General features: G+C 59.6%; 9 protein-coding genes and 5 tRNA genes. 4 read left to right on the top strand and 10 right to left on the bottom strand.

The genetic code is table 11. The annotated features are described in order from the left end of the window. Positions 1-27: 27 nt before the first annotated feature. From AA0Z93_RS15330 to AA0Z93_RS15310, 5 genes are all read right to left on the bottom strand, one after another. Complete coding sequence (locus AA0Z93_RS15330; protein ID WP_413048069.1) at positions 28-2,046, bottom strand: hypothetical protein; 2,019 nt, start codon at positions 2,044-2,046, stop codon at positions 28-30. A gap of 247 nt (positions 2,047-2,293) precedes the next feature. Continuing rightward, the gene (locus tag AA0Z93_RS15325) at positions 2,294-6,334 is read right to left on the bottom strand and encodes an RHS repeat domain-containing protein (protein ID WP_413048070.1); all 4,041 of its coding nucleotides are present in this window, start codon (positions 6,332-6,334) and stop codon (positions 2,294-2,296) included. A gap of 64 nt (positions 6,335-6,398) precedes the next feature. Then, complete coding sequence (locus tag AA0Z93_RS15320) at positions 6,399-9,272, bottom strand: hypothetical protein (protein WP_413048071.1); 2,874 nt, start codon at positions 9,270-9,272, stop codon at positions 6,399-6,401. Then, the gene (locus tag AA0Z93_RS15315) at positions 9,269-11,647 is read right to left on the bottom strand and encodes a hypothetical protein (RefSeq protein WP_413048072.1); all 2,379 of its coding nucleotides are present in this window, start codon (positions 11,645-11,647) and stop codon (positions 9,269-9,271) included. Before AA0Z93_RS15315 ends, AA0Z93_RS15320 begins: the two co-directional genes overlap by 4 nt. 53 nt (positions 11,648-11,700) lie before the next feature. Continuing rightward, positions 11,701-13,551, bottom strand: coding sequence for a hypothetical protein (locus AA0Z93_RS15310; RefSeq protein WP_413048073.1), 1,851 nt, complete (start codon positions 13,549-13,551; stop codon positions 11,701-11,703). Positions 13,552-13,879: 328 nt separating this feature from the next. Between AA0Z93_RS15310 and AA0Z93_RS15305 the strand changes: the two genes are divergently transcribed. From AA0Z93_RS15305 to AA0Z93_RS15290, 4 genes are all read left to right on the top strand, one after another. Then, positions 13,880-15,118 carry a hypothetical protein gene (locus tag AA0Z93_RS15305; protein ID WP_413048074.1) on the top strand — a complete coding sequence of 413 codons (1,239 nt, stop codon included), beginning with the start codon at positions 13,880-13,882 and terminating at the stop codon, positions 15,116-15,118. A gap of 24 nt (positions 15,119-15,142) precedes the next feature. Beyond that, positions 15,143-20,272 (top strand): RHS repeat-associated core domain-containing protein, encoded by a 5,130-nt coding sequence (locus AA0Z93_RS15300; protein ID WP_413048075.1) that lies wholly within the window; start codon positions 15,143-15,145, stop codon positions 20,270-20,272. Positions 20,273-20,488: 216 nt separating this feature from the next. After that, positions 20,489-22,996, top strand: a complete 2,508-nt coding sequence (locus tag AA0Z93_RS15295) for a fimbria/pilus outer membrane usher protein (RefSeq protein WP_413048076.1) — start codon at positions 20,489-20,491, stop codon at positions 22,994-22,996. Between the two features lie 45 nt (positions 22,997-23,041). Next, entirely contained in the window at positions 23,042-24,109 is a 1,068-nt protein-coding gene (locus tag AA0Z93_RS15290; RefSeq protein ID WP_413048077.1) for a fimbrial protein, read from the top strand. A 108-nt stretch (positions 24,110-24,217) separates the two neighbouring features. Here the strand turns inward: AA0Z93_RS15290 and AA0Z93_RS15285 are convergent. The 5 genes from AA0Z93_RS15285 to AA0Z93_RS15265 all read right to left on the bottom strand — a co-directional run bounded on the left by AA0Z93_RS15285 (position 24,218) and on the right by AA0Z93_RS15265 (position 24,789). Then, positions 24,218-24,293, bottom strand: a tRNA-Gly gene (locus tag AA0Z93_RS15285). Positions 24,294-24,377: 84 nt separating this feature from the next. After that, positions 24,378-24,453, bottom strand: a tRNA-Gly gene (locus AA0Z93_RS15280). A gap of 2 nt (positions 24,454-24,455) precedes the next feature. Further along, positions 24,456-24,531: transfer RNA gene (locus tag AA0Z93_RS15275), tRNA-Glu, on the bottom strand. Positions 24,532-24,635: 104 nt separating this feature from the next. Continuing rightward, positions 24,636-24,711, bottom strand: a tRNA-Gly gene (locus AA0Z93_RS15270). Positions 24,712-24,713: 2 nt separating this feature from the next. Next, positions 24,714-24,789, bottom strand: a tRNA-Glu gene (locus tag AA0Z93_RS15265). Positions 24,790-25,073 lie beyond the last annotated feature (284 nt).

Genomic DNA, 25,073 nt, shown 5'->3' with positions numbered 1-25,073 from the left:
CCGTGGCGCAGGCCTTTGGCAGCGCGCTTAACTGAACTCGCAAGGGCCGAATGGCGTGTGCATGGCTATACGTTGCTCAGCGGGGTCCGAAACGATCAGTGCGCGAGTATCGCTCCCACGCAAAGCAGGGTCCGCAAACTCGTAGGTTGAGAACGCGCGGCCGTTGTGAACCTTCGAATCGAACTCGTAGACCGGCAAGATGTAGTCTTCGTAAGGCTCGACCCGCCATACGAAGCCAGTGGCAGGGTAGTCGGCACCTAACGTGACGGTGACCTGGAGGGCCGCGTCTTCGACTTCGACATCTCCCGTTTGGTCATGTAGAACCCACCATTTCATGGTGACTTGATCTCCCGCTTCTAGGCCATATTGCGTAAGGTTCCCGACCGTAATGCGTACTGCGGGATCTGCAGCGGCATCATTGGGATCTTTCAACGACGAGCAGTTCAGCCAACCCGAAGGATCGATACCTTCGAACTGCGGTTGGTCAGGGTGCACCACGATCGCAGTGACGTTGACATTTTGCGGTGCTGATGCAGGCTTGTTCGGAACCGACGCCCGGGAGATCTGGTAATGCACTTTCGCCGTGCCGTTACCGGCTTGCTTGATGTAAGCCCACGGAATAGTTCGAGTCAGCTTGTCTGCGGCAGCATCATCAGCGTCGACCGAGTAATCGGCTTCCACAACATGCTCATCGTTCCAGTAGAACTCGATCAGATCATCCTCGAGCAACCCTTCATAGAGCAGTACCTCCAGTGAAGCCTCCTTGCCATCATGCTCCGGCAGCAGCACGTTCGGGGTAGTCGAACCCTGGCCATACACGACGGGCATGGGCAAGCGAGGGTTGATCAAATCGGGCCATTCGGGATCCGGATCCGTACCGGGATCCTCCGGACCGAAGGTTTCGAAGTTGACCACCACGTCGGTTTCCATGAACCCTACGACCGTGCCGCCACGCCACACCTCATAGCGCACGGCCATCTCCTTGTCGCCTTCGGCGGGCGTGCCGTAGGCTTCACGCAAGACTTGATTCGACACCGTGAAAACCAGTGGGAAGGTCTGGCCCTCGCCGATCACGCGTCTTCCCAACGGCTTACCCTGCCAACTTGCGCTGATCTCATCGGTGGGCTTCCAGTTGTCGAACGCCAGCACGTTGACCTGCACACCTAGCGCCGCATCGGCGCGGTCGACCTTTCCGTCATCCGCCGCCAGCGGTACCAGGGGTGCTTGAAGATTGGCCGGCATCGCTCCCAACGCAACCGATACGAGTTTGGGCTGGGAGATCTGTCCCACGTTGCCGGCCTTGTCTATCAGCACGTAGAAGGCGTAGAACTCGCCATCACCGCCAGCCTTGATCACGTCTTCAGGTAATGGCAGCGACTGGTTCGCGGCGACTACCTCGGCACTTCCGGCAGGTGACACATTGGTGAGATCCTTGGGGACCTCTTTGAGCCAGTAGTAGTAGACGTGATCCCCCACCGAGCGGTCTGGATAGTCCGGAAGCGTCAGATTGACGTTTGCGACGTTGGCGTCGACGATCTGGGCGATATCAGGAACGGGCGAGGGTACGTTTCCCAAGTTGGGGGCGACCCGGTCGAAGCGCAGTGACAGCACACCCGACTCAATGGGTGCGTCCATGTTGTGAGCCTTGAGCACGAACTTGAAGCCGTGATTCCCGTCACCGTAGCTCTCGGAAAATTTGGGCAAGTGCAGATGGAGCGGAAGTTGATGCTCGTTGTTCTCATTGAAGTCTCCCTGGAACAGGATTTCTTCAGTGGGCGACGCGCCGCCGACGAGGCCGATAATATGGTAGACCGTTAACGTATCCTGTTGGTCGGGCGGAGCAATGGTCAGCCATTTTTCAATAACGATCGTCACGAAAGCGGTTGGATCTTTCAACACACTGGCTTTTACGGTGTTTTCGGGATCCCCAGGCACCAGCACATTGTCCGGATCTTCGAGCACTGGCGCGATCGCCGTCGTTCCCCACAGCCGCTGCATGTGGCGTGCACGATCCGCCTCGGACATTATGTTTGTAGAATTACTCATTGAGCCTCCATCGAACCCGATCTCAAAACCAATCAATGCGCCAATCCGGCAGCTCTCGTCACCCGAACATCATCGTGCCCTCCAAACAGGGGGGGACTAGATCAACACGGTGCACGTCGTCGCTCTATGAAGCGCTGTTGCGGATTAGCGCACAACTGGCATTTTTATCAGTTTGACAAACACCGCACCTGAAACTAGACGCCATCAATCACTCGTTGTGGCAAGGTGCGGTGTGCCCGGCGTTCCATCACACTGGCTGCTTGTCTTCGCCAGTCGCCCTGGCGCTCTGCGCCTGATTCGCCAGGCGATCCAAGGGGTCATAGCCATACTCGGCCTGCGTGCCAGCAGCCAGCTCGACGCGCTGCAACTGCCCCAGCTCGTTGTACGTCAATGCGCGCTGGTCCTGATCGACGACAAGGTTGCCATCTGCGTCATAAAGCAATTCGATCGAAGCCGGATAATCGTCGTGTGAGTTGGTGATGCCGCTCAATTGCACCGGATCCTCGTTGTCGAACAGGTAGTCGGCGGTATTACGCTCTTCTTTGCCTGATGCGCCCGGGAACCAGGTATCGACACGCGTAATGTTGTCCAACGCATCGAAGTAGAACGCCTGGGCATTCAGGGTCTTGCCATAGGGATCGACGGGTGCCAATTCACCTTCACACTCATACTCCTCGAGCCTGCCACGCTTATCGTAGTAATACGATTCCAGGCGCAGGGTTTCGCCGTCTCCGGTGGTCAGATGCCGCTCTGTCAGCGCGTCGCTGCCATCATAAGACTGCAGGAGCACTTGAACTTCGTCTGGCAGTTCGAAACGGCGTTCGATCTCCCTGTCAAAGTCGTCGTAGCGCAGGAAAGTGCCCAGTCGTTGATCACCATCGGTCGTGACATAGCTCTCGGTGCGGCCCAATGCGTCGTAGGTGAATTGGGACCGTGTGGTGCCGAGCGTGGTGCTGCTCAGACGCCCTTGCGGGTCGTATTCGTAAAACTGGGTGTTGCCCAATACATCGATATAGCTCAATTCCCGATTGAGCAGACTCGTACGGTAATGCATGGTGTAGTCGGTATAAACAGCGCTGCCCTCCTCCCGCACCGCGCGCGTTTCAGATTTCAATGCGCCCGTACTGAAGTAAGTACGCTCCAACACATTGACACCGCCGTCTTTGCAATGAGTCAGGCGGGCGTTCTTATTGTCGTATTCGTAATTGAGCGTAGAACTGGAAATGCGCCGCTCCAACGGTTCCTCACCCAGTCGCGGCTCGTAGCGGTAGTCGATACGCGCATCGCTGGGGGTGATGACCCAACTGGGCTGACGCTGGCCAGGCAGATAGTGCAGGCTGCGACGGCGCCCACCGGTCACTGACTCGAACATGCGGCCCAGGCCATCGAATCGCTGCACGCCCAATACCCGCCCTTCGACACCAATCCACGTCGGTAGGTCTTCGCTGCTATGCCGGGCATAGTCACGATGCACGACACTGCGATCGGCCAAGGTATGGTCAACCAGGCGATCGAAGGCGTCATAAGCGAAGTTGACCGTGCCCTGGCGAGGGTCGATTTCCCGCGTGGTGCGCCCGAGGCCATCATAGAAGTACTGATGGCGGCTCACCCGTACACCTTTGCTATCGACCCGTCGTGCCTCGATCGGCTGGTCGAACGCATTGATCCACTGCAAGGTCTTGCCACCTTTCGTGCTTCCGTCGGCAGTCTGCGACCACAGGCTGCGCAAGGGGCGGCGATCGTCGGCAAGCGCCTTGCCGGCAACGGGCTCAGTGGCAGGTTCGAGTGACGTTTGGGAATCGTCGGCAAGCGTCTTGCCTGCAACGGCCTCACGGGGATGCCTGGGTGACCGGCGCGGCGCAACATCGGACACCCACGTAGCGGGGGCGGAGCCAATCAGGTCAGTCTGATCCACATGCATGACACCGTCAGCACCGATTTCGGCACATGGCTGGTTCCAACCGTCGTAGCGCAACTGCCTCTTCAGCTCCAAAGTGACAGGAAGCAGCGGTCCGTTCCGATCATTCGGAGCGGGCTGGTCGAGCCAATCGTGCTCGGTCTCCTCGATCAGGTTGCCGAGCACGTCATAGGCGGCGCTGTAAGTGACTCTGAAGGTGTTGGTGCGCTGGGGATCCTGAGCGTCGGCATCATGGCGTTCGGTCCTGACCACGCGGTTCAGGCCATCGAGCGATGCGCGCCTGGCCACGCCCTTGACATCGACATCGGTCTGACGCGCCTGCTGCCCTTTCGTCGCCACCAACTCGTAGCCGTACTCGCGCCACGCGATGAAGTTTTCATCGTTTGGCGATACAGTCTCGCGAACCACACGGCGCAGCTCGTCGTATTCGTAGGCGATCTCTACATCGTTGTCGTCGCGGTTGAGCAACGGCTGATCGATGAGCGTACTCTGGCGCAGAGTAATTTGCTTGAGTGAATGACGAACCTCCCCGGATTGACCCTCGATTGGCTGGTCATGGTCGAAGCCGATGAGCGTTTGTACGGTCTGCAGAACCTTTTCGTCATTCTGTACCTGGTACTCGAACGTGGTCAGCGTCTCAGTACTGGCATCTGCATGCATCACCTCAGTCTGGCTTTGCACACGCCCATGACGCAGCAGATCCGAAGGGGTCGAGTGATACGCGTAAACGGTGTTGCGCAGCGTGCTCGGGACAGACCCGCTCATCTCTGCCAGGGTTTGCTCGACCACCTGCAGCCAGGACTCGCCCACCCACTTACGCAGCGCACCCTCAGCGGGCGGCTGAATCGACTCGAAAGCGGCATACCGATAGAGGGTGCGCAGCACTGGAGCTGCTGGCGTGCTTTCGAATTGCGAGGAAGGATGCACGACCTGGCTTTTGAGACTGCGTACGAAGCCGTGTGGATCGGGTGGGCAGTCACTGCCACTGCCTTCTGCCGGATAGTACTCACTGACCGTACGTACACCGCTGGGCAGCACTTCCAACGTTGGGTTACCGAAATCGTCGAATCCGGTTTCCGTACGCTCTGTGCGTGAACGGGAGGCATCGCCGCGCATCCGCCATTGCTTGTCCACCCATTTGGGCATCTGGAAATAGCGCGGTTGCAGCGCGAAGCCGACGCTGGCATCGCCGTGGTAGGTGGTGTCTGTCTGGGCGATGTGCCATTGCACAAGCGGTTGGGCAGGCGCGTCGTAGTCCAGCGTCTCACCCAACTGTTCGATCACTTCCTGCGTCAATAGGTGGTGACGATCGTAGCTGCGCTGGATCTTGCGTACCACCTCCCCGTCCTGGTACAGGCTTTCGACGGAGCTGAACAGGTAGCCAGCGCCGGTCTTGTACAGGTTGTCCTGATCACCACTCCACGTGACCGAGCTGTTGCCACCCATGAAATTCTCGGCGCTATAGGTATAGCGCGTCTCGATGACTGGCTGCCCACAGCCTGGATCAAGCACATGCGTCTTGATACGCGGCAAGCGTTGGCGCGGGGCGCCAGCAGGCAATTGATGACCGACATCGTCATAGGTGAGCGTTTCCTCACTGCCGGTCGGGGTCGCCACACTGGCCAGGCACGTCATGTTCTGGGTGCTGGCATTGTTCACGTAGGTAAAACGCCAGCTGCCTTGATCTGCGCTCGGCAGTACCACCTTGTCTACCTGACGATTGCTCAGGTGCACCGCGTAGGTGGCGAGCGCCTTGCCATCGGCACCAGCGCCTGGATGCAGGTGCAGGTCGAACTGCCCGGTGCTGACATATTGCACCTGCAACAGGTGGGCCTGCCGGGCATCGCGAATGCTCGCCAGGCATTCGTAGTTGCTCCCTGCCGGGCGAGTGTAGGTCAGCTCGATCCAGTGCCCGGAGGGCGCATACACTCGATGAGGCAAGGCCATCTCGACACCGTCGCTGGTCAGTACGCGCAGATGCTCGACCAGCCCGGACCTGTGCACGACTCGATAGTTGCGGTCATCGTCCTGAAAGAATCGGAAGCTGATGAGCTTCTGCTCGTCGATGCGCGCCGGCTTGACAGCGGTGCTGTTGACTGTGAACTGCTCTCCGGTATGCAGCGACAGGGCACGCGTGGACGGCACGTACTGGCTGAGGTTGATGTTCCAGCCTTTGCCGTAACCGCTGTCGACGGTGTTGAGCGGGTTGTAGGCCAATTGCAGAGGCAGGTCTGGCCCGCGCAGCAGGTTTGCAGGCAGCTGTGGCAATTGAATTGCCAAGGTGTACTGACCCGTGCGCGGATCGACTGCATTGCTCATGAAACTCATGAAATTGAACGCATTGGAATGCACGATAGATTCATTGGACATCGTTATTACCCCACGGAAGAAACGCTGGGCACAGCCCTGCCTGTGCAGGGCTGTGCTGGTCGTTTTAGCGACGTGTTGACTGTTTGGAGAGAAGGAACGTGTTACGGTTGTCACGGCCAGCGCCGGCGTAACTGATCTGAAGGTCGTGGCGGTTGCCTTGCTGGTCGAGCAAACGGAATCTGAATGGCTGTTTCAGAAGTTCACGCTTGTCTTCATCTTCATCATCCAGAATGTCTGGATCGTCTGGCTGCTCGTAACGAAGGCGGAAATCAGTCACCCGGTTCAAGCTCAGCAGCAGCTCGCCTTTAGCGGGCGCGCGATCGGGCTGCAACTCCTGCAATGCACGCCCGCGTCTGGCGGCCATGCGCAGCAGGGTTCCGTCGTAGAGCATTTCTGAACTCTCGCCACCGATCATGAAACCGCTGTAGCTGAGCATTTCGTCTTCGTACTCATCAGACGCCCAGCGCAAGGTCGACTTGTTGTCATCCGGATCGATGTCGATCGCCACGAACGGAATACGCCGCTGATCGACGACGTGGGTCAACTTCCAGTAATCCACCGTGAGCGTCATGTAATTGAAGGTATCGTTGTCGACCCTCTGGCCCTGCTCGACGACACGTTTGTCATGCTCGTCCCACGGATAGTCTCTGGAGGGGTCATAGGTCGGTAGCGTGACCCCCTGCAACGCGACCTTGCCGTTGTCCTTGCTCACCACCTCGGAATTGAACCAGCGCCCGCCCATACCGGACTGTTTGAACATCGCATAAATTTCGACCGGCACCGTGCTGGTTGTTTGCAGGTAGTAGTTCCAGAGGGTCTGCCCAGGCGTGGCGTACAACGGCTCGGAAACTGCGCCCTGGGCCGGCCGCATCTCCAGCAAGGGATTGTGCTGGCGGTTCACGACCCACGTCCCCGGCATGCCTGCCTCAGGCGGCTCGATGCCCACCTCCACCACCCTCAGCTCACTGCCCCCTACGGTGTAGAACTTCAGTGTCTGCAGTTCGTCATCACTGATCGGAGGTGTCGCACTGTCTTGCTGTTTGGTCTGGATATCGACCTGTACCAGAATTTGCTGCATACCGTTGGCAAAGCACTGCGGCGCACTCAGGGTCTTGAGGTAAAAATGATCGAGGTCTGTCCAGTCCGACATTGCGGCTGAACGCGCATGTTCGGAGCGGCCGTGCTCGATGACGGCGTAGCCCGAAACCCTTCCGAGCAGCACCACCCTCACTACGCTGGCAGAGCAGGTAGGGCTTGACGAAGCCGTGTATAGCCCTTCAGCAGTGATGCTTCCCTCGCCAAAGACCGTCCACACATAATCGCTCGGCGCCAGTGTCTGTGGTGGAGTGATGCCGGCTTTGCGAACGTGGTTCCTCCAGTTTTCTAGCACCTGAAACTGGACCGGTTGAATAGTGGCATGGCGGGGTACATGAAATGGCTGAATGTCGAGGGATGCCGGGCGGTTGACGAGCACTACGCACGCTTCGACGACCTGTTCGAGTCCGCCATCGCTGTACGTGGCGCGCACGCGCTGTAGCTGGATGGGCGCCGCTCGCGCGTCGGGCTCATTCGGTGAGAACGTCGCGTGTTTGCCGTTTGCAGTCAGTTTACCCAGCTGCTCCCCCTGCAAAGACCAGGTTATGGCGCCGCCACCGGCGGCCACGAACTCGATTGCCGGATCGCCGAAGGACCAGCTGGCCGTCTGCGGCGCGATAACCAGCGGCTGATCGTGTTCCACGACCAGGGCAGATGCGCTGAGCTGTTCGGCATCCTCGTGAGCACGTGCGCTCACCAGCACGATCTGGGTGGACTTGACGAACTCATGAATGGGACGCGCTTCGTACTTCCCTGCAATCATGCTACCCGAAGCTGCTGGCCGGTAGAGATTGCGAGCTGTCCAGTCGATCGTTCTATTGCCGCCGACCATGGCGAACTGACACTCGCTGGTAGCTGTAATCCGGGATATGGGGGGCACGAGCTCGCGAGTGAGCGGCCCCGCCTGCAAGGTGCCGAAACTCAAAGAGCCGTCATCGAGATCGAACGACTCCTGGTCGAGTACCATTTGACGCCAGCTGCCCAGGGTTATCGCCGCCAGCGTGCCCTGTGGACTGCCCAGCCCCAGGTCCTTGAGGTCGCTTTGCGAGGCCAGCGCAACCTCAGCGCTACCATCCTTGGGCAACAGGTAGGGGTATGCACTGGTTGGCAGAGTACCGGGCTGCCAGTCAATGCCCAATTGCATGAACAGCACCGCAGCACCCTCTCCTTCGTGGCCCTGTTCAGCCACCCAAGGAGCCGGTTGGGTAACCAGATTGACCAATTGTGGTGTCAACGCTCGGTAATCACGCAGGTTCAAGGTCGCAAGTTGGAAGATCCGACGCTCTTCGGGCTGAGACAGAAGCCATTGCTGCAGGTGACTGCCAATTTGGGTACGCTCGTAGTCGGTTTCCCCCAGGTTGCAGGTGAAGTGCGTAGCTTCACCAAGGTCAAGCACCACCTGCAACTGCCGCGAAACCGGATCAGCCCGCACCGCTAGCTTGCAGCGGGCCTCCAGCGCATAATCCATCCCCTCCCGTATGCTCAGGCTGCGATGAAAGCGCGGTGGCTCGCCTGGAAGCTGCAGCAGGTAGCGATAGTCCCCGGCCAGCAGCGGTATGTACACGGTGACGATACGGTCCGTGACCACGGCATGTTCGAAAGACAGCTGCGGACAACCGGTGACCAGCCCTTCAATTTCTATCAGTTGCGAAGCACCCTGATTGATGGAGAACCGGCCCGAGAAAGGCTCCAGATAGGTGAGACTTCCTAGCCCTTTGAGGAACACGTCTTGGGTGGCCTTGTTAAGCGCATCGCGACCGATGGCCAATGCTGCGCCCCAACCATACAGAAGGTTCTCGTTGTGCAGACTGCTCTGCAGGGCTTGCTTGGAAAAAGCGCTCATTTGAATTCCCCTGCAGTTGCAGCGGCCACCAGCGGAAGCGGCAGAATCTTGAAGTTCCACAGGGTGATGCGCCCCCCCATCAGATCGATGGCAGCCACTACCACGTAGTGGTCGGCGGCCGTAGTCGAAGGGGTGTACTTGCCCTGGTCGTCCAGAACACCATGACCGCAGACCAGTACCCACTCCACATCTTCATTGGGCAGTTCGATGTCCAGGTTGTCGTCGTCGGTGTACCAGAAGCTGAACTGAACGCCGTCCCGGACGGCCTCGTACTTGAAGAAGTACTCCAGCGACGGCGTTTTGGTGAGGATCATCTCGCACACGGCAGCTTGGCCACCGCCTTGGGATACCTCGACGCGGTCGACGCGCAGCACCTTTTCCAGTTTGCTGGTGCCATCGCTTGGGAACTCTGCTGGGGCTTTGTAGCGCCAGGCACTTTGGACATCAGGGTCGTCGGCCTTGGTCAGCGTGCCGCCGGCATTACCGGTGATGTTTCCAGTTAGCGCGGCGGCAGAGGTGGAAGCTGCCCAGACCAGATACCCCGGATCCTCGGCGCTGCTCAGGTTAACCACATTGACCAGTGGAAACACCGACACAGGTGCTGCGACAAGATTTACCAGCGCCTGACTCGACCAGCCATCACCGGTCGCAGTGACGACGACGCGCTTGGAGGTGAAACCGAAACTGGCTGCCGTTGGCGCCGTATACAAACCATCAGCGTCGATGGAACCCACTGATGTGGGGCTGATGCCGCGCGCAGTGTTGGTATCCAGAGGATCGCTGACGGTCCACGTGGGCTTCACTCCAACGGGCTGAACCGAGAATGCATGGGTGGCGCCTGCAGATACCGTCACCTCGGACTCGGATAGTTGGTGAGCAGGCATTGAGATATCGCCAAGGATCGTCAAATCACCTGGCATGTCGACGTCTTGGGGCATAACGACCGCTTCATTGCGAAACAGCAAGCTATTCAAACGGAAGGCATCGATGGTCTGGTGCGTAGACTCGAACTTTTCTTGCAAAAAGCCGATACGGGGACGGCACCAGTTTTCGAAATGTTCATCGATACTCTTGATGAAATGAGTCTTGCATTTACTGTCACCACTACCGCTGTGGAGCTCGTACCCGGAGGTCAATGACCTCTCCACGGACTCGATTGCCAATAGGGTGCGATTACTGTCGTCGTCCTTCTGCAATGAGGCTTGGAAGGCTTGCACCAGATTCCAGGTCGAGGAAAATTGGCCATCGTAGGAAAGCGTTTTATCTCCCGAGCGGTCGTAATATAGAGTGCCACCGTCGATGCTTGGGGATTTTCCTGCCCAGCTCAACGCCACCGCATTATCGACGATACCAATGGTCATGCCATCGAAGGGTAACTGGGTTCGAAAGCACGAGAAGCGATAGGACCAGGGATCATTAGGATCGAGCGGGACAGAGGGAACCACTAAGTTCCCCGCGGTAATCACGTATTTGCTGAAGGCGCCATTCTGCTCGACCCTATACTCCGCACCGTATTCATCCAACACGGAAATCAGCCTCGGCATGAGCATCCGATTGTAATACTGCTCATAAGAGATGATCAGATTACTGGAGTACCCCTGCGGCAGCAGATAAGGAATTTGCGTATTGTTGCTCGGCAAGCTGCCTTCGCGCTCATCCAACCCCACGAATACCAAAACCTCACCGTCACCGTAGTCCTCGGCTGTCCTTGACGTCGCGCCTGCTGCTGGCCGCGTCAGCACTCTAAACGAGGTCGGCTGCAAAGCATCCTCTGCATTCTGACGCAGCTCACTTAGCTCGAATTTTTTCTGCGCGTCGTTCCACTTGGCAATTTCCTGCTTCAAGTGCTCACCCAGCTTGACCCGTTCGAATTCGGTCTCCACGCCCGACAGTTTGAAGTCCGCAGCACCGTTGCCCGCCAGGTCCAGCTCCACCTTACCCGCCGACCCGACGCTGCCAGGTGCATTCCTGAGATGAATGGTCATGGTCAGGATGGGCCCGACCAGGCCATCGGCGATGCCCAGACGCTTGACTTCATCGCGGGTCGTGCCTTGGGGCCTGCTTGTCTCGATGGTACGCCCGCCCACGGTGCGCATCAGACACCGTGCTCTCGACTCGGTGATGACCGCGTTCTCGAACGACAGACGAGGTTTGTCCAATTGCAAGCCGTGAAGTTGGTGAGTAGTGCCAGCGACCGGTGCTATCGAGCTGTCCACGGCGGGGAATAGTGAGTCGGCGCCGAAGCGAGATATGTAGTCCTGTAGCAAGAGATAGTTGGTCTTGTTGCGATCGAACGCGAGTACGACATCCCAGTCCAACGTTTGCGGTTTTTTCTTCATCTCGGTGATGAATTGCTCTTTCGTTTGCCGTGTCATGAGTGGTGTCCTCTACTTGAAGAGTTCAATGCACTGGTGCGCAAAGGCGCGGGTCACTGTTGAATCCGGAGCGTGGCATCCGGGACGACGAATGCGGTCTTGCCGCCATCGAAGCTGATACTGGCTCGCAAGGTCATGGAAGAGTTGTTGGCAAGGCCCCTGAGGTCTTGCAGCGCCAGCCTGGCGACGACCATGTTGGTTTTGAATTCGTCAGCGGTAACCGGCGCTGCAGCGCGCACGGTTTTCTGATAAGCCCCGCCAGCGGCCAATGTGCCACTCACGCTGATGGTCACTTGGTTTCCAACCGCGAAGTAAGGCCAAGCGTTGAGCACCAGGTGCGGCTCTTCGATCAGCGCGCCGACATTGAGGATGCCTAGGCCATCTGCCTCATGGCAGAGCACCTGCTGGTAGTTGCCTCGCGGAACCGGCTGAATGCGCAACGCTACCGGGTCAGAGGAGAATTCGCCCTGGCTCGAGGTGAGGGTGTAGGACACGGGGAAACGTTTGGCCGCAAGGTCGTTGCTCTGCTCCATGTTGGCGGCGATGAACTGGGCAGGAACCAAGAAGCGCAGAGGCTTTTCAGGATCGGCCGGCGCCTCCACGGTGGTATTGCCGCCTAGCGCGTCGCCGTCCCAGTGGACCTTCACGGTGTCGCCGTTCTGCACTGCATTGGCAGGAACGTTGACCCACGCGCCACCCCTGAACTCGATGGCCGACCCGACGACATTGCCCGAGCCATCGGCCGTGGTCTGCTCGATGGACGGTGCTTGGAGGGACCCACGTGTGCGCTCAACCTTGAATGCGAGCGGCAAAGTGCTCGTTGCCCAGCCTTCGCGGGCGATGTGCATGGATACCTCGATGCTATCGCCCACACTGCTGGCCACTGCCTTGGGGTCGAGTGTGAACTGCAAGAGGCCGCCCGGCTGGCTGCTGGCATCCAGACGCAAAGTCAGGACGTGGCGATTCTCCACCTGCTTGCCGACCCAGTGGCACATCACCTGGTCGCCCGGCATGGCTTGCACCGGACATACCGATTGCAACGTCAAACCGCTGGTGAAGAGATCCGGATCAAGTACATCACCACCCGTGAACCCCACGATACTCGGCGCCGGTAACAACGGCTCGGGCGTAGGCCCGGCGCCTACCGCAAAGCTTTGTTCGGGCGCTTGTAGCGTGCCTGCCTGCTGTGCCAGCTCGACGCTGTAGTGGAACTTGGCCACACCGTCGACAAGATCGCGAAAATCGCTGGAGCGCACCTCACAGGTCAGCACGTGGCCAAGGTCATCAGCCTGGGGTGAGCAGTCGTAGGTTTTCTCTCTGATCGGGTCGCCGTTCGATTCCTCGCCATTGAGCACCACCGTCACCTGATCACCGACCTGCATGGCCTGATAGGGGGGGATATACAAGGTGGCACCCGCATTGGCCTGGACTTGTGTGTAGTCGATGTACAGGTCATGGGATGGCTGCACCTGCACGGTGGCCAGCTGTTCCGCGACCACCGGGTGATCGCGCAAGCCGATGAAACAGAACTGGCGCATCGACTCGTTGTTCATGTCGTTATTGACGAAATACGAGTAAAACCCCCAACCACCGTCGGCCGGCACCAGCGCCGCGTTGTTGATTCCAAGCCTGAAACCTTTGTTGGGATCGGGGTCTATCACTGGCCTCCCCGCATCGATCTGATCGAACGGTTCGCCCTGAGCGCTGGCACCTCGCCAAACCGGCGTGATGACGTCGCCGACCTGCATACCCGGATAATTTACATAGGTGTCAAGGTCATCGGCGCCCAGTGCATCGATGTCGATTTCTCTGTCTCCGGTCAGCGCGGGAATATCAGGCAAGGGATAACGCGAAGCCTTCGCTACAGGGGTATACCCAGCGTCTTTAGTTGATGTCATCTTCATAAGTGCAACTCCACGGATTTAAGTCAGTTGTACGCGGTGTCGGTGCAATGGCCAACTGACAGAAATACCAGGCAGCACCGGAAGTACCCGAAATTCCCGGGCAACATAAGAACACCCATGCGCACCTGATAGTTTTACCAGGTGCGCGTGGGCGAATGGGTGATTACACTGAGCTGTTAATTTCCCATGAAGTAAAGTGCACGACCTGACATTTATGGCAGGTGTGCCTACACGGTTTAAAACTTATGCTTCAGCCATGCAGTACATGACGACGCGCCGTGCGTACGGTCATGGGCCACGTTTACTTATTCATTGCCTCACGCAATGAATGATTTCACTGCAACTGGAGAATCCAAACATGCTTTCGAGTGCTCGTTCCACCTCGCCCCACCGACGTCTCAGCACGTTGGCTGTCGCACTGGCGGCCCTGAGTTCGTGGGGCTATTTGTACGCTGCCGCCCTCCCCAAAGCGGATGCCGGAGTCATCACCCTGATGGGCAAGAAAGGGGATATCGAATCCCCCGAAAATGACAGCAACGTCAGTTGCATCATCGACGTACCGGCCGCCGGCGCCGGTCGAAGTATCGATGTGCATTTGAACAATCCCGGTTCTCCCTGCTATGAAATACGGGTGTCATCCATCGCCATGAGCAACATGCCTCCGGCCACCCAGGTATTACTGACTGACGATTATCTATGCCAGACCACATTGGGCAATTCGTTCGATGTCCGACGCGACCCCGAGAGCAATAAGAACTTCTGGGTCAAACTACGCACTGGCGCCGCAGGTTCGACGCTGGAAGAGGAAAGCATCAGTTCGCTGACGTTCAAGGGATTTGCGACTAACCGCTCCCCCTCTACGGGTGCCGTCAGTCAAGGCGTGCAAGTCGAAGACTTCAAGCTGAACGGCACCAGCGAACGGATGACCTATACGCTGTCGTGCGTACGCATCACCAGCTCTACCAACAAGAACACCAAACGCGGTGAGTTTCTATCGGTTCCCACAGCGGCCTGGAGCGACGCCGTCAAAGAAAGCGAAAGCGAGGACTGGACTTGCCCCGGCAACGGTGTCGTCACAGCGCGCAAGCATTCGGGCGATGAGCAGGGCGATACGGCCTACGGGTGTGCTTCGATCGCGGGGGTGACGCCTTCGGGCGCCACCTGGTCGGCCGCTTTTCCTGAGTGCGGTATTAATCTGGATGCCGACTACGACGAGAACAGCGGCCGGTTCAAAACCTGCGCCGAGAAGAAGTACGACAATGACAACGCGGGTTATTTGTATTTCACCTGTCCAGCCAATCAAGTGATGCTGGGGCGCAGTCACGAGGGCGACGAGAACGGTGACACCAAATATCGGTGTGGCGCGTTGTATCAGGGCACGCCCGAGGACAACAAGCGGGTGAGCGTATGGCCAGGCACCTGGAGTCCGGCGATCAGAGAATCCGATAGCGAGCACAGTTGCCCGACAGACGAGGTCATGGTGGGTAGAGCGCACAAGGGTGATGAGAACAACGACACCCGCTACCTGTGCGCCAAGTTGCGCGCGCCTGTCGATGCCCCTATCTGATCGCCGATCGAGGAATACTTCGCCATGCTTACCTCTTCAAACACCCACTCCAATGCATTCAACTTCCTGGGCTTCATGCAAGGCCAGGTAGACCCTCGCACAGGCCAGTACACCTTGGGTATCGAGTTGCCGAAACTGGCCGGCAACGATCTGATCGGGCCTGCCCTCCCGTTGCGACTGGACTTCAGCCCGCTCAATCCAGTCGACAATGGTTATGGCAAAGGCTGGAGCCTCAATCTTACGCAGTACGATCCAGCTAGCGGCTCGCTGTCGCTGATCACCGGAGAAAGCTACCAGGTCACGAGCGATGAGCCCCGGCCTGCCCGAATCGACGAGCAAAAACTGGTCAGCTTCGAATTGCACAAGGACGATGCCGACAATTATCGCGTGATTCATCGCACTGGCCTGGTCGAGCACCTGCGTGCGCAAGTCAGCGACGGCAAGCGCATAGCCCGGCCGTACCGGGTCTATGCGGCATCCGGCCACTGGATCGAGCTGAGCTATACCCGCCCTGCCAATTTTGCCCATGAGTGTCTGAGCGCCATTCACGATGGGATGGGCCGGCGCCTGCTGTGGATTGAATACAACAATCTGAATCAATACACGCTACACCTGCACCCCGACGATGGACCAGACGGAGCCGCACTGGGCAGTTATTCAGTCAAGCTGGCTGATCGCCTGGTGACTGACGTGGTGCTTCCTGACGGCCAGGCCAATTGGCACTTCGAATACCTTGCCAATGCCTCGACACAAGGCCTGACTTGCTTGCGCACTGTCCGTACACCGACCGGCAGCCGCGAAACCCTTGCTTATGATGATGCCGGCCACCTGCTGCCCACTGGCGCTCCCGTGGCCCGACTCCCGCGCGTGGCAAGCCATGAAATCGACCCAGGTTTCGAGCAACCGAAATCGGTCACCCGCTATGAGTATTCGACCGAGAATTTCATGGGCGGCAACAGCGGCATGGTCTGGACAGAGGGGGACGATACGCTCTACAAGGTGCCGGGCAGTGCCACTTACTTCTATGACTCAACGCAGATACAGCAGCTCGATGGCAAGGATGTACGCAAGGTCTACTCGCGCTATAACCGTTATCACCTGCTGACACTGCAACGCACCGAGCAGTTCGGCACCGTCGCGCAGGTGACGCTCGAGGAGGCTGCCGATCCGCGTGAAGACTGGCACATTCAAGAAATCGAGACCCACTACCATGAGGATCCGACACTGGGCTTTGCGCTTCAGCCCCGCACGTTCCAAATGCCCAAGTTCACGATCGAGCGCTTCCGGTTGAAGGGTGACAGCAACAAGCTGCGCCAAGAGGTGACCCAGACCGAGTTCGACGAGCATGGCAATCAGGTGTTGGAGATCCAGCCCAACGGTGTCCGTACCATCAGCGAGTACTACAAGGCTGACGGCGAAGATGGCTGCCCCGCCGACCCTCAGGGATGGGTGCGCAGCCTCAAGCGGCGCACTATCGAACCTGCACGACCGGCGTCGGCCATGCCTGTTAGTGACATCCCCCAAACCATCCCTGCCCCAGCCAACATCGAAGCGGGCGCTGCAGTATTGTCTACGCGATTCACCTACCGTCTGTTGCCGGCGATGAACGATGGCACGCGAGTTGCCAGTATCGCCAGTCAATATCTGCTGCTGGAAAGCGAGTCGCTCGAGCAAGGTATCGGGCCCGACGCTGTACGGCTCAAGCTGACCGAACGCAGTTACTTCAACCTCCCGGACAACCCCGCACTGCACGGCCGTCAGAACACCGAATATCAAACGCTCTACAGCAACGCAAAGGGTCTGCTGAATGGCGAAAACATCCTCACGGACTGGAAGTATCCCAATGCCACTCGCAAGAAAACCGGGGCACCACTGGAAGTCAAGGAGACTGTCACTTGTAAAGGCAAGCAAAAAAATCTCGTCAGCCTGCATTCGAGCCTGACCGGTGATGTGCTGCGCCAGGAGGATCTGCACGGCAACTTCACCGCCTTCGAATATGACGCGCTGCAACGGGTGGTGAAACAGACGTTTGCCGACGGCACGCCCAATGCTGCGGTCACTACGTATGCTTACCAGTTGGTCGGCGCTGACGCGCAGCAAGCGACCATGACCAGTCAGAATGCCCAGGGCGTGGTGACGTGCTCGCGCTATGACGGCGCCTACCGACTCATCGAGCAGTGGCGCACGACGCAGGCCGCCCCTGAGGAGCAGAAAGTCTATTCGGCCAGTCATGACGCACTGGGGCGCATGATCGAGGAAACCAGCTTCGATTACCATGAGTCGTTCGCTGACGGTCAACTGGCAATCACTACCCGTTACCAGCCAGGTCCGTGGGATGAAACCCGTCAGACCTTCAACGCGGACGGCACCTGCCTGCATAACGCCTATTCACCTTTCGGCGAGTTCGGTGACGTCAACGCCAGCTGGCTGACCTTCCCCGATCAGTCGGTAGTGCGTCAGCAACATATGGTGACCCACACCGATCTGAACGACAGAACCGTTCGGGTCGAGCGTTTCAATGCTGAAGGCAAGCGGGTCGGCAGGCGTGACTACTTCCAGGATGGCTTGGGTCAGTGCCGACGCGAGGAGCAGCGCTTGAACGATCCCGTATCAGGGAGGGAAACGCTGCGCACCACTAGGCATGCATACGACGCCCATGGCCGGATGGTGCAGACCGAGCGTCCCGACAGGTCCGTGCTGCGTCGCACGTTCGCCGCCCATAGCCACAATGAACTCGTCGAAAACATGTATCTGCACAAAACGGCGAACCAGTCTGGCACGCACGTGAGCGCGCGCGAATATGACGGCCTGGAACGTATGATCCGGCTGGTCAGCCCTCTAGAGGAAGCCTACACCTATCAGGGCGAACAGATGCTGCCGAGCAAGCGGGCTACCGCTGGCAAACGTGAGTTCTCTTATACCTACGACACCAGTCTTTCGACCCAGCCTAAAACCATTGAGGTCAAGGGCCAGGCCACCAACACTTACGGCTACCACGACAAGACCGCTGCCCTCACCAGCGCACAAGGCAGCGAAGGTACCCGCAGCTATGCATACAGCGACCAGGGTTACCTGACACAGGAACGCTGGGAGGATGTGTCGGGTGGTGATACCTACGTCTGCGATCATGTCGCCTCCCTGCAAGGCCGCCCCCTGTCCCGCAAGGACAGTGACGAGCAACATACTTGCCACGGCTACGACAACTTGGGCCGACTCAGCTGGACTACCCAGGGCAACTTGCGCGCCGAATTCAAATACGACCTGCAGGGCAGACTGTGCCGCACTGAAACCTGTGACCAGCACAGCCAACACCGTGTCGTGTGCGAGCAGCGTTACGACAGCCTTGGACGTGAAATCACCCGCACGCTGACTCAGTTCAACGTCGAGAAACAGGGCGCAGAGCTTACCACCGAGCAGATATGGCGCGATGACGACCTGTTGCACAGCCGCACGCTGACGTGCGACGGCCGGGTACGACTCGTCGAAACCTTCGGCTACGACGCACTCAATCGCCTGGAGAGCTACGTGTGCGAAGGCGAGCCCGATGCACTGCCGCGCAACGCGAAAGGCCTCACCATCGAAGAGCAGGCATTTCTCTTCGATGACCTGGACAACCTGATCGAGTGCAGGACTTGGTTCGCTGATGGGTCGCGTGACGTCGCCACTTACACCTGCAACGGCTTTCGCGTGACCAATGTAACGCACACTCATGAGGACCACGCCCTGAAGAGCGTCGACTTCAGTTATGACGACGACGGCAACATGCTCAACGACGAGGCGGGCAACCGACTGGTCTATGACGGTCACGGTCGGCTGCAACAGGTGCTGGACGCCGACGGGCAGGCGCTGTTCAGCTACCGCTACGACGGCCACGACCATCTGGTAGGGGTTCGTCAGGGCAGCACAGCGCCGGAGGTACTGCGCCGTTACCAGAACGAGCGTTTGCACAGCACCGTCGAGGGTGGTGTGCTGACTCAGTATCTGTACGACGGCGATCGCCCATTGGGTCTGCAGCAGCACGCCGATGCGGGTGCCACGCGTCTGCTGCTGACCAACATGAGCAACAGCGTGCTGGCCGAAAGCAGCAAGGATGCGCTGACCGTCGCCAGCTACAGCGCCTATGGCGGCCGCGACCAGTCCGGCCAGACGCCTGAGCTGCAAGGCTTGCTGGCGTTCAACGGCGAAGCCCGTGAACGCGCGTTGGGCTGGTACCTGCTGGGTCGCGGCTACCGCGCCTACGACCCCCAAATGATGCGTTTCCACAGCCCTGATGCGATGCCTCAGGAGATCGCCGGCATCAACCCTTACACTTATTGCCTGGGCGATCCGGTGAACTGGCATGACCCGAGCGGGCACAACAGATCGCCCAGCACGCCGCCCGCCACCGGGGGGACTCGGCGCAAGAAAGCCAGCCAGACGGGCCTGTGGATCACCCTGGGGATTTCGATCGCTGCGGCCGTTCTTTCCATCGCGACCTTCGGCGTGGGTGCTGTAGGCGCCGTAGGGGCCGCAGGTTCATTCGCTGCGCTGTCCACTGCTACCAAGGTGTGGATGGTTGTCGGAATAACCGGCTCATTGTTGCAGGTGGGTGGCACTGCGATCCAAGTCGTGTCGGTATTTGAGAAAGATCCGGAAAAGTCCAACACGCTCTGGGCAATCGGTGGGGCCCTGAGCTTCATGGGCACGATCATGACCGGCTTTGCCGCTTCGCAGATGTTTTCGGCGAAGGCGGCGTTTCAAGCGGCGGCTTCGCGAGCGGCTTCAGGAGCAGGCAATTCCGATAAGATTGCCGAGCTTACAAGCAGGGTTGATCAAATTGATAAGATGCTTGCACGAAGAGTGCCCCGGGGTCCGCAAGGACTCAAAGGCCCCCCAGGCCCCCCAGGCCCCCAAGGCCTACCCGGGGCCCCAGGGCCGCAGGGGGTACCAGGACCTCCCGGAAAACCAGGGGCCATCGACTCAACAAGAATAATTGACACTTCTTCGGATCCCCGTATGAGCGGTACGCCAACTGCTCCTGTTGTAAACACCGTCTCAGCCGCCCCTCAGGCTGTGAACATCGCAAAATGGAAGCCGTCGATCAGTGGTGGGATGGTGGTAACAGAAGATTCTACCGCTGAATCCTCCATACTCAAATCTTCAAGCGCTCTCTGATCCCAACAGTGGGAGCCGCACCTCAACGAGGTGCAGTTCCCACATTGACTTAATCGCCACCCCCCTCGGATTACTCCTACATATCCCTCCCTGGGTTCTGACTAACCTTGCGCAGCATGCCTACCCCGCCAGCAGGTTGAACATACGTCAGCAACTCAGTGGCCAGCCCTCACACTCGTGATATCCGTCTGGCCACCCAACTTATCCGAGACCTTCATGCCTAACGCCAACTGGCGCCGGTACCCGCCGTCACGCCTTCGTTTTGCCCCACTGCTGGCTCTGGGCGGCAGCTGCCTGCTCCCCGTCAGCCCCTTGGCCCAGGCCGAAGAGCCTGCATTGAAGTTCCACTCCGCCTTCATGCGCCAGTCCCCTGGGCAAGCGCCGGGCGTCGCCGAGCAGGCTTTGCAGGCACTGGCCGCACAGCGATCGCTGACAGCTGGGCGCTACCCGGTGCAGGTACGGGTCAATATGGCGCACAGCGGCGAATACACCCTGAATTTCCACGAGCAAGGCACAGGCCAGTCGCTCGCCCCCTGCCTGAGCCCGGCCCTGCTGGCCGAACTTGGGCTGCGCCTGGAGCGCCTGGAAACCCCGATCGAGCCCGACACCGAATGCCTGGATCTGGCCGCCCGACTGCCCGGCGCCGAAGTGACGTTCGACAGCGCTCGCCTGCAACTGGACATCTCCATCCCACAGGCGGCGCTGCGCCGTGAAGTGGCGGGCAGCGTCGCCCCCGAACGCTGGGACAGCGGTCTCGATGCCGGCTTCATCAGCTATCAGGCCTCCGCCCAACACAGCAGTGGCCCAGGTGGGCAGAGCCGTAACCAGCAGGACCTGTATCTGAACACTGGCCTCAACCTGGGCGGCTGGCGCCTGCGCAGCAGCCAGAGCCTGCGCCAAGACCAAAATGGCCAACGGCAATGGACCCGCAGCAATACCTATGCCCAGACCGACCTGCCTGGCACCTGGGGCACCCTCACCCTTGGCGAAACCTTCAGCAACGGCGAAGTGTTTCGCAGCCTCCCATTCAAAGGCGTCCAGTTGGGCTCCGACCTGGGCATGCTGCCCGACGTACTGCAAAGCTATGCCCCGGTGATCCGTGGCGTGGCCCAGAGCCGGGCCAAGCTCGAGGTACTGCAGAACGGCTACCCCATCTACAGCACCTACGTCGCCGCAGGCCCCTACGAAATCGACGACCTGGGGCTCGGCGGTGGCAGCGGCGAGCTGGAGGTGGTGCTGACGGAAGCCGATGGCCAGGTGCGACGATTCATCCAGCCTTACGCGAGCCTGGGTAACCTGTTGCGCCAAGGCGTATGGCGCTACACCGCAGCACTCGGGCGTTACAACCCGGCTGGCGGTACCGACCAGCCCAAACTCTGGCAGGCCACCCTTGCGCGCGGCATCGGGAGCAACACCACGCTCTACGGCGGAACGCTCGGCGGGGACTACTACCGCGCCGGACTGCTGGGCGTGGGCCGCGATTTCGGCGAATACGGCGCGCTGTCGTTCGACGCCACCCAGGCCAGCAGCGACCTGGGCCAAGCGCTCGGGCGCGTCAGCGGCCAGAGCTATGCCGCCCGTTATGGCAAGGCATTCCAGACCCGCACCAACCTGCGCTTCGCCGGCTACCGTTATTCCACCGAAGGCTACCGCGATTTCGACGAAGCGGTCGCCCAGCGCAGCGCTGACCAATACTATCCGGGCAATCGCCGCAGCCGCTTGGAAGCCTCGCTGCACCAGCAACTGGGACAGCGCAGCTCGCTGAGCCTGACCCTGACCCAGGACGACTACTGGGACAGCGACCGCCAGCGTCGGCAATACCAGTTCCTGTTCAACACCCAGCATCACTCTGTCGGCTACAGCCTGTTCGCCTCCCAATCACTCAGCCGCGACACCCAACATGACCGAATGATCGGCTTGAGTGTGACCATACCCCTTGGCGTGGGCAACCAGGCCAGCGCCACCTTCGACCTGCAGCATCAGGGCGGGCGCCTCAACCAGCGGGCCAGCCTCAGCGGCAGCGGCCTGGACAACCGGCTGGGCTATCGCGCCGGCATCAGCCACGATGAGCAACAGCGAACCAGCCTCGAACTTTCTGCCAGCTATCAGACCCCACACGGCAACTACGGCGCAGGCATCAGCGAAAGCGGCGAACGGCGCAGCCTCTCGGTCAACGCCAGCGGGGCCCTGCTGGCGCATAGCGGTGGCATTACGCTGACGCCTTACCTGGGTGAGACCAGCGCCCTGGTCGAAGTCCCGGCGGTCGCAGGCATCGGCCTGGAGAATGCTCCGGGCACCCGTACCAACGCCAAAGGCTATGCAGTAGCGCCGCACCTGCGACCGTATCGGGTCAACCAGATCAACTTGCGCACTGAGCAACTGGGTCCGGAAATCGAGCTAGCCAATGGCACCCAGGCCGTGGTCCCGCGCCGCGGCGCCATCGTAAAGGCCACCTTCGCCGCGCGCCAAGTCACCCGTTTGATCCTCACCTTGCAGGACCGCGCAGGCCAGCCATTGCCGTTCGGCACACAGGTCAGGGATGCACAGGGCGAGACCCTGGCCATCGTCGGCCAGGGTGGCCAGGCGCTGATTGCCACCGGTCCGCAGCCGCAAACCCTTTACGTGCGCTGGGACGATCAGGACTGCGTGCAGCCCATAGACCCCGAGCAGATGGAGCAGCGCGAGGGCTATCACCTGCAAACGCTCACCTGCCCCACACTTTGAACCCGAGCGCGCCAGTCATGGCGCCTCGCCAAGCGGATCCGCCCCATGTCTACCCTTAGAAAGCTCTACACGGCCATCACCCTGCTCAGCCTGGCCGGCAGCGCCCATGCCGCCATCCCCAACTGCAGATGGCAGCCGGCAGTCCCAGGCCCCCTGCACTTCGAGATCAACCTCGATGAAACCTGGATCGCTCGCGATGCCCCCGTCGGCAGCATGATCGGCACCCCGCAGTACAAAACTCCCCCCGATTCGCAGGGACGAGCGATTCGTTGCCACAACGATGGCTCAGGTACCCTCACCGTGCAGATCACCCCTACCCAGCCCCTGCACTCCAATGCGCTGCCGCCGGTCAACGGCTGGAACGTCGATGGCCATGTGATCGAGACCGGTATACCCGGTGTCGGTCTGTATATCCGCCTGGGCTTCAACTTCGAGGGTAACTACAGCAACACGTTCACACCCGTGGGAGACCCGACAATACCCTACCTGGGCCACAACACCCGTGACGTGGGTGCCTTGCCTTTGCTCATCAACTATCTGTTCGCGCATTTCGTGCTGATAAAGACCGGGCCGATACCCGCCGGGCTGCAGAGCTTCTCCAAGCAGGTTGCCCAGAGCCAGATCACCGACCTGGGCAGCGCCTTCGACATCCACGTGCGCGGCAGTGTGCAGCAAGCACAATGCACCCTCAAAGCCAACCCTGTCAGCGCCGACCCCGTGCAGCTGGGTAGCCATGACGTGGCCGACTTCACCGGCGTGGGCAGCACCACCGCCGCTACGGACTTCAACATCACCTTGAGCGACTGCGAGGACAACCCCGCAGGCGGCATTGCCCGGGCCTTCATCCGCATGGAGGGCGAGCGTGGATCGGTGCCATTACTGCCCGCGCTGGGCGTCTTTGGCCTGACCAGTAACTCGAGCGCCTCAGGGATAGGCATCCAGTTGCTGCGCAGCGACAACAGCCCAATGGTTCTGCAACAGGACGAGCCCATCTCGGCGTTGACCATCGGCACCACGCGGCTGGACTTCAAGGCTCGTTATTACCAGACAGACCCCCAGGTGACTGCCGGCCTGGCCGAGGGCCAACTGAAGTTCACCCTCAGCTACCGCTGAATGCGCGAAAGCCCAGACTGCCGATTGGCAGGTCTGGGCTTTCGAATGTCATCCAGCAACGACAAAAACGACAAAAGGGACATTCGTCCCTTTTGTCGTGTACCTGTTTGGAGCGGGAAACGAGACTCGAACTCGCGACCCCGACCTTGGCAAGGTCGTGCTCTACCAACTGAGCTATTCCCGCAGTGTGAAGCTTTACAACGTTTGGTGTGAGGCGCCCGAAGACCCTCACCACCACTGCACCGCATAGACGCCACAGTATTTGAACTGGAGCGGGAAACGAGACTCGAACTCGCGACCCCGACCTTGGCAAGGTCGTGCTCTACCAACTGAGCTATTCCCGCAATGGCGTCCCCTAGGGGACTCGAACCCCTGTTACCGCCGTGAAAGGGCGGTGTCCTAGGCCACTAGACGAAGGGGACACAACGCTTTGCAACCAACACTTTTCAGTGCACCAATGCATGAACCTTGCGATTCAGCCTGGATTTTCTTTTCCTGCCCCGCCGTTAAGCGCTGCCGGAGAAACTGGAGCGGGAAACGAGACTCGAACTCGCGACCCCGACCTTGGCAAGGTCGTGCTCTACCAACTGAGCTATTCCCGCATTGGCGTCCCCTAGGGGACTCGAACCCCTGTTACCGCCGTGAAAGGGCGGTGTCCTAGGCCACTAGACGAAGGGGACACGCTACATCTTCACTACCTGCAACGCCGAGCGGTGTGCTTTACGCTGCAAGTGGCGCGCATTCTATGGACGCTGCCGGGCGTCGTCAATACCTTTGTAGAAATTTATTTAAATCAATGACTTCGCGCCGTCCAACCTCGACTCTTGGCTCCCCAAACGCGGCGACCGTTGCTTTTCCAGCGATGGCTCGGCAAGCTCAGGGCCTGGTGCCATCATCCGACGGCGCTTCCCGTGGCATCGCACTGTTCGCCTGCCAACAGAGCCACTAGACTCCGCGGGTAGAC

This window comes from Pseudomonas phoenicis, from assembly GCF_047302395.1.
GTDB lineage: Bacteria > Pseudomonadota > Gammaproteobacteria > Pseudomonadales > Pseudomonadaceae > Aquipseudomonas.
Note: the sequence above shows the minus strand (reverse complement) of the source record. Positions and strands in the feature narration are given on the sequence as shown.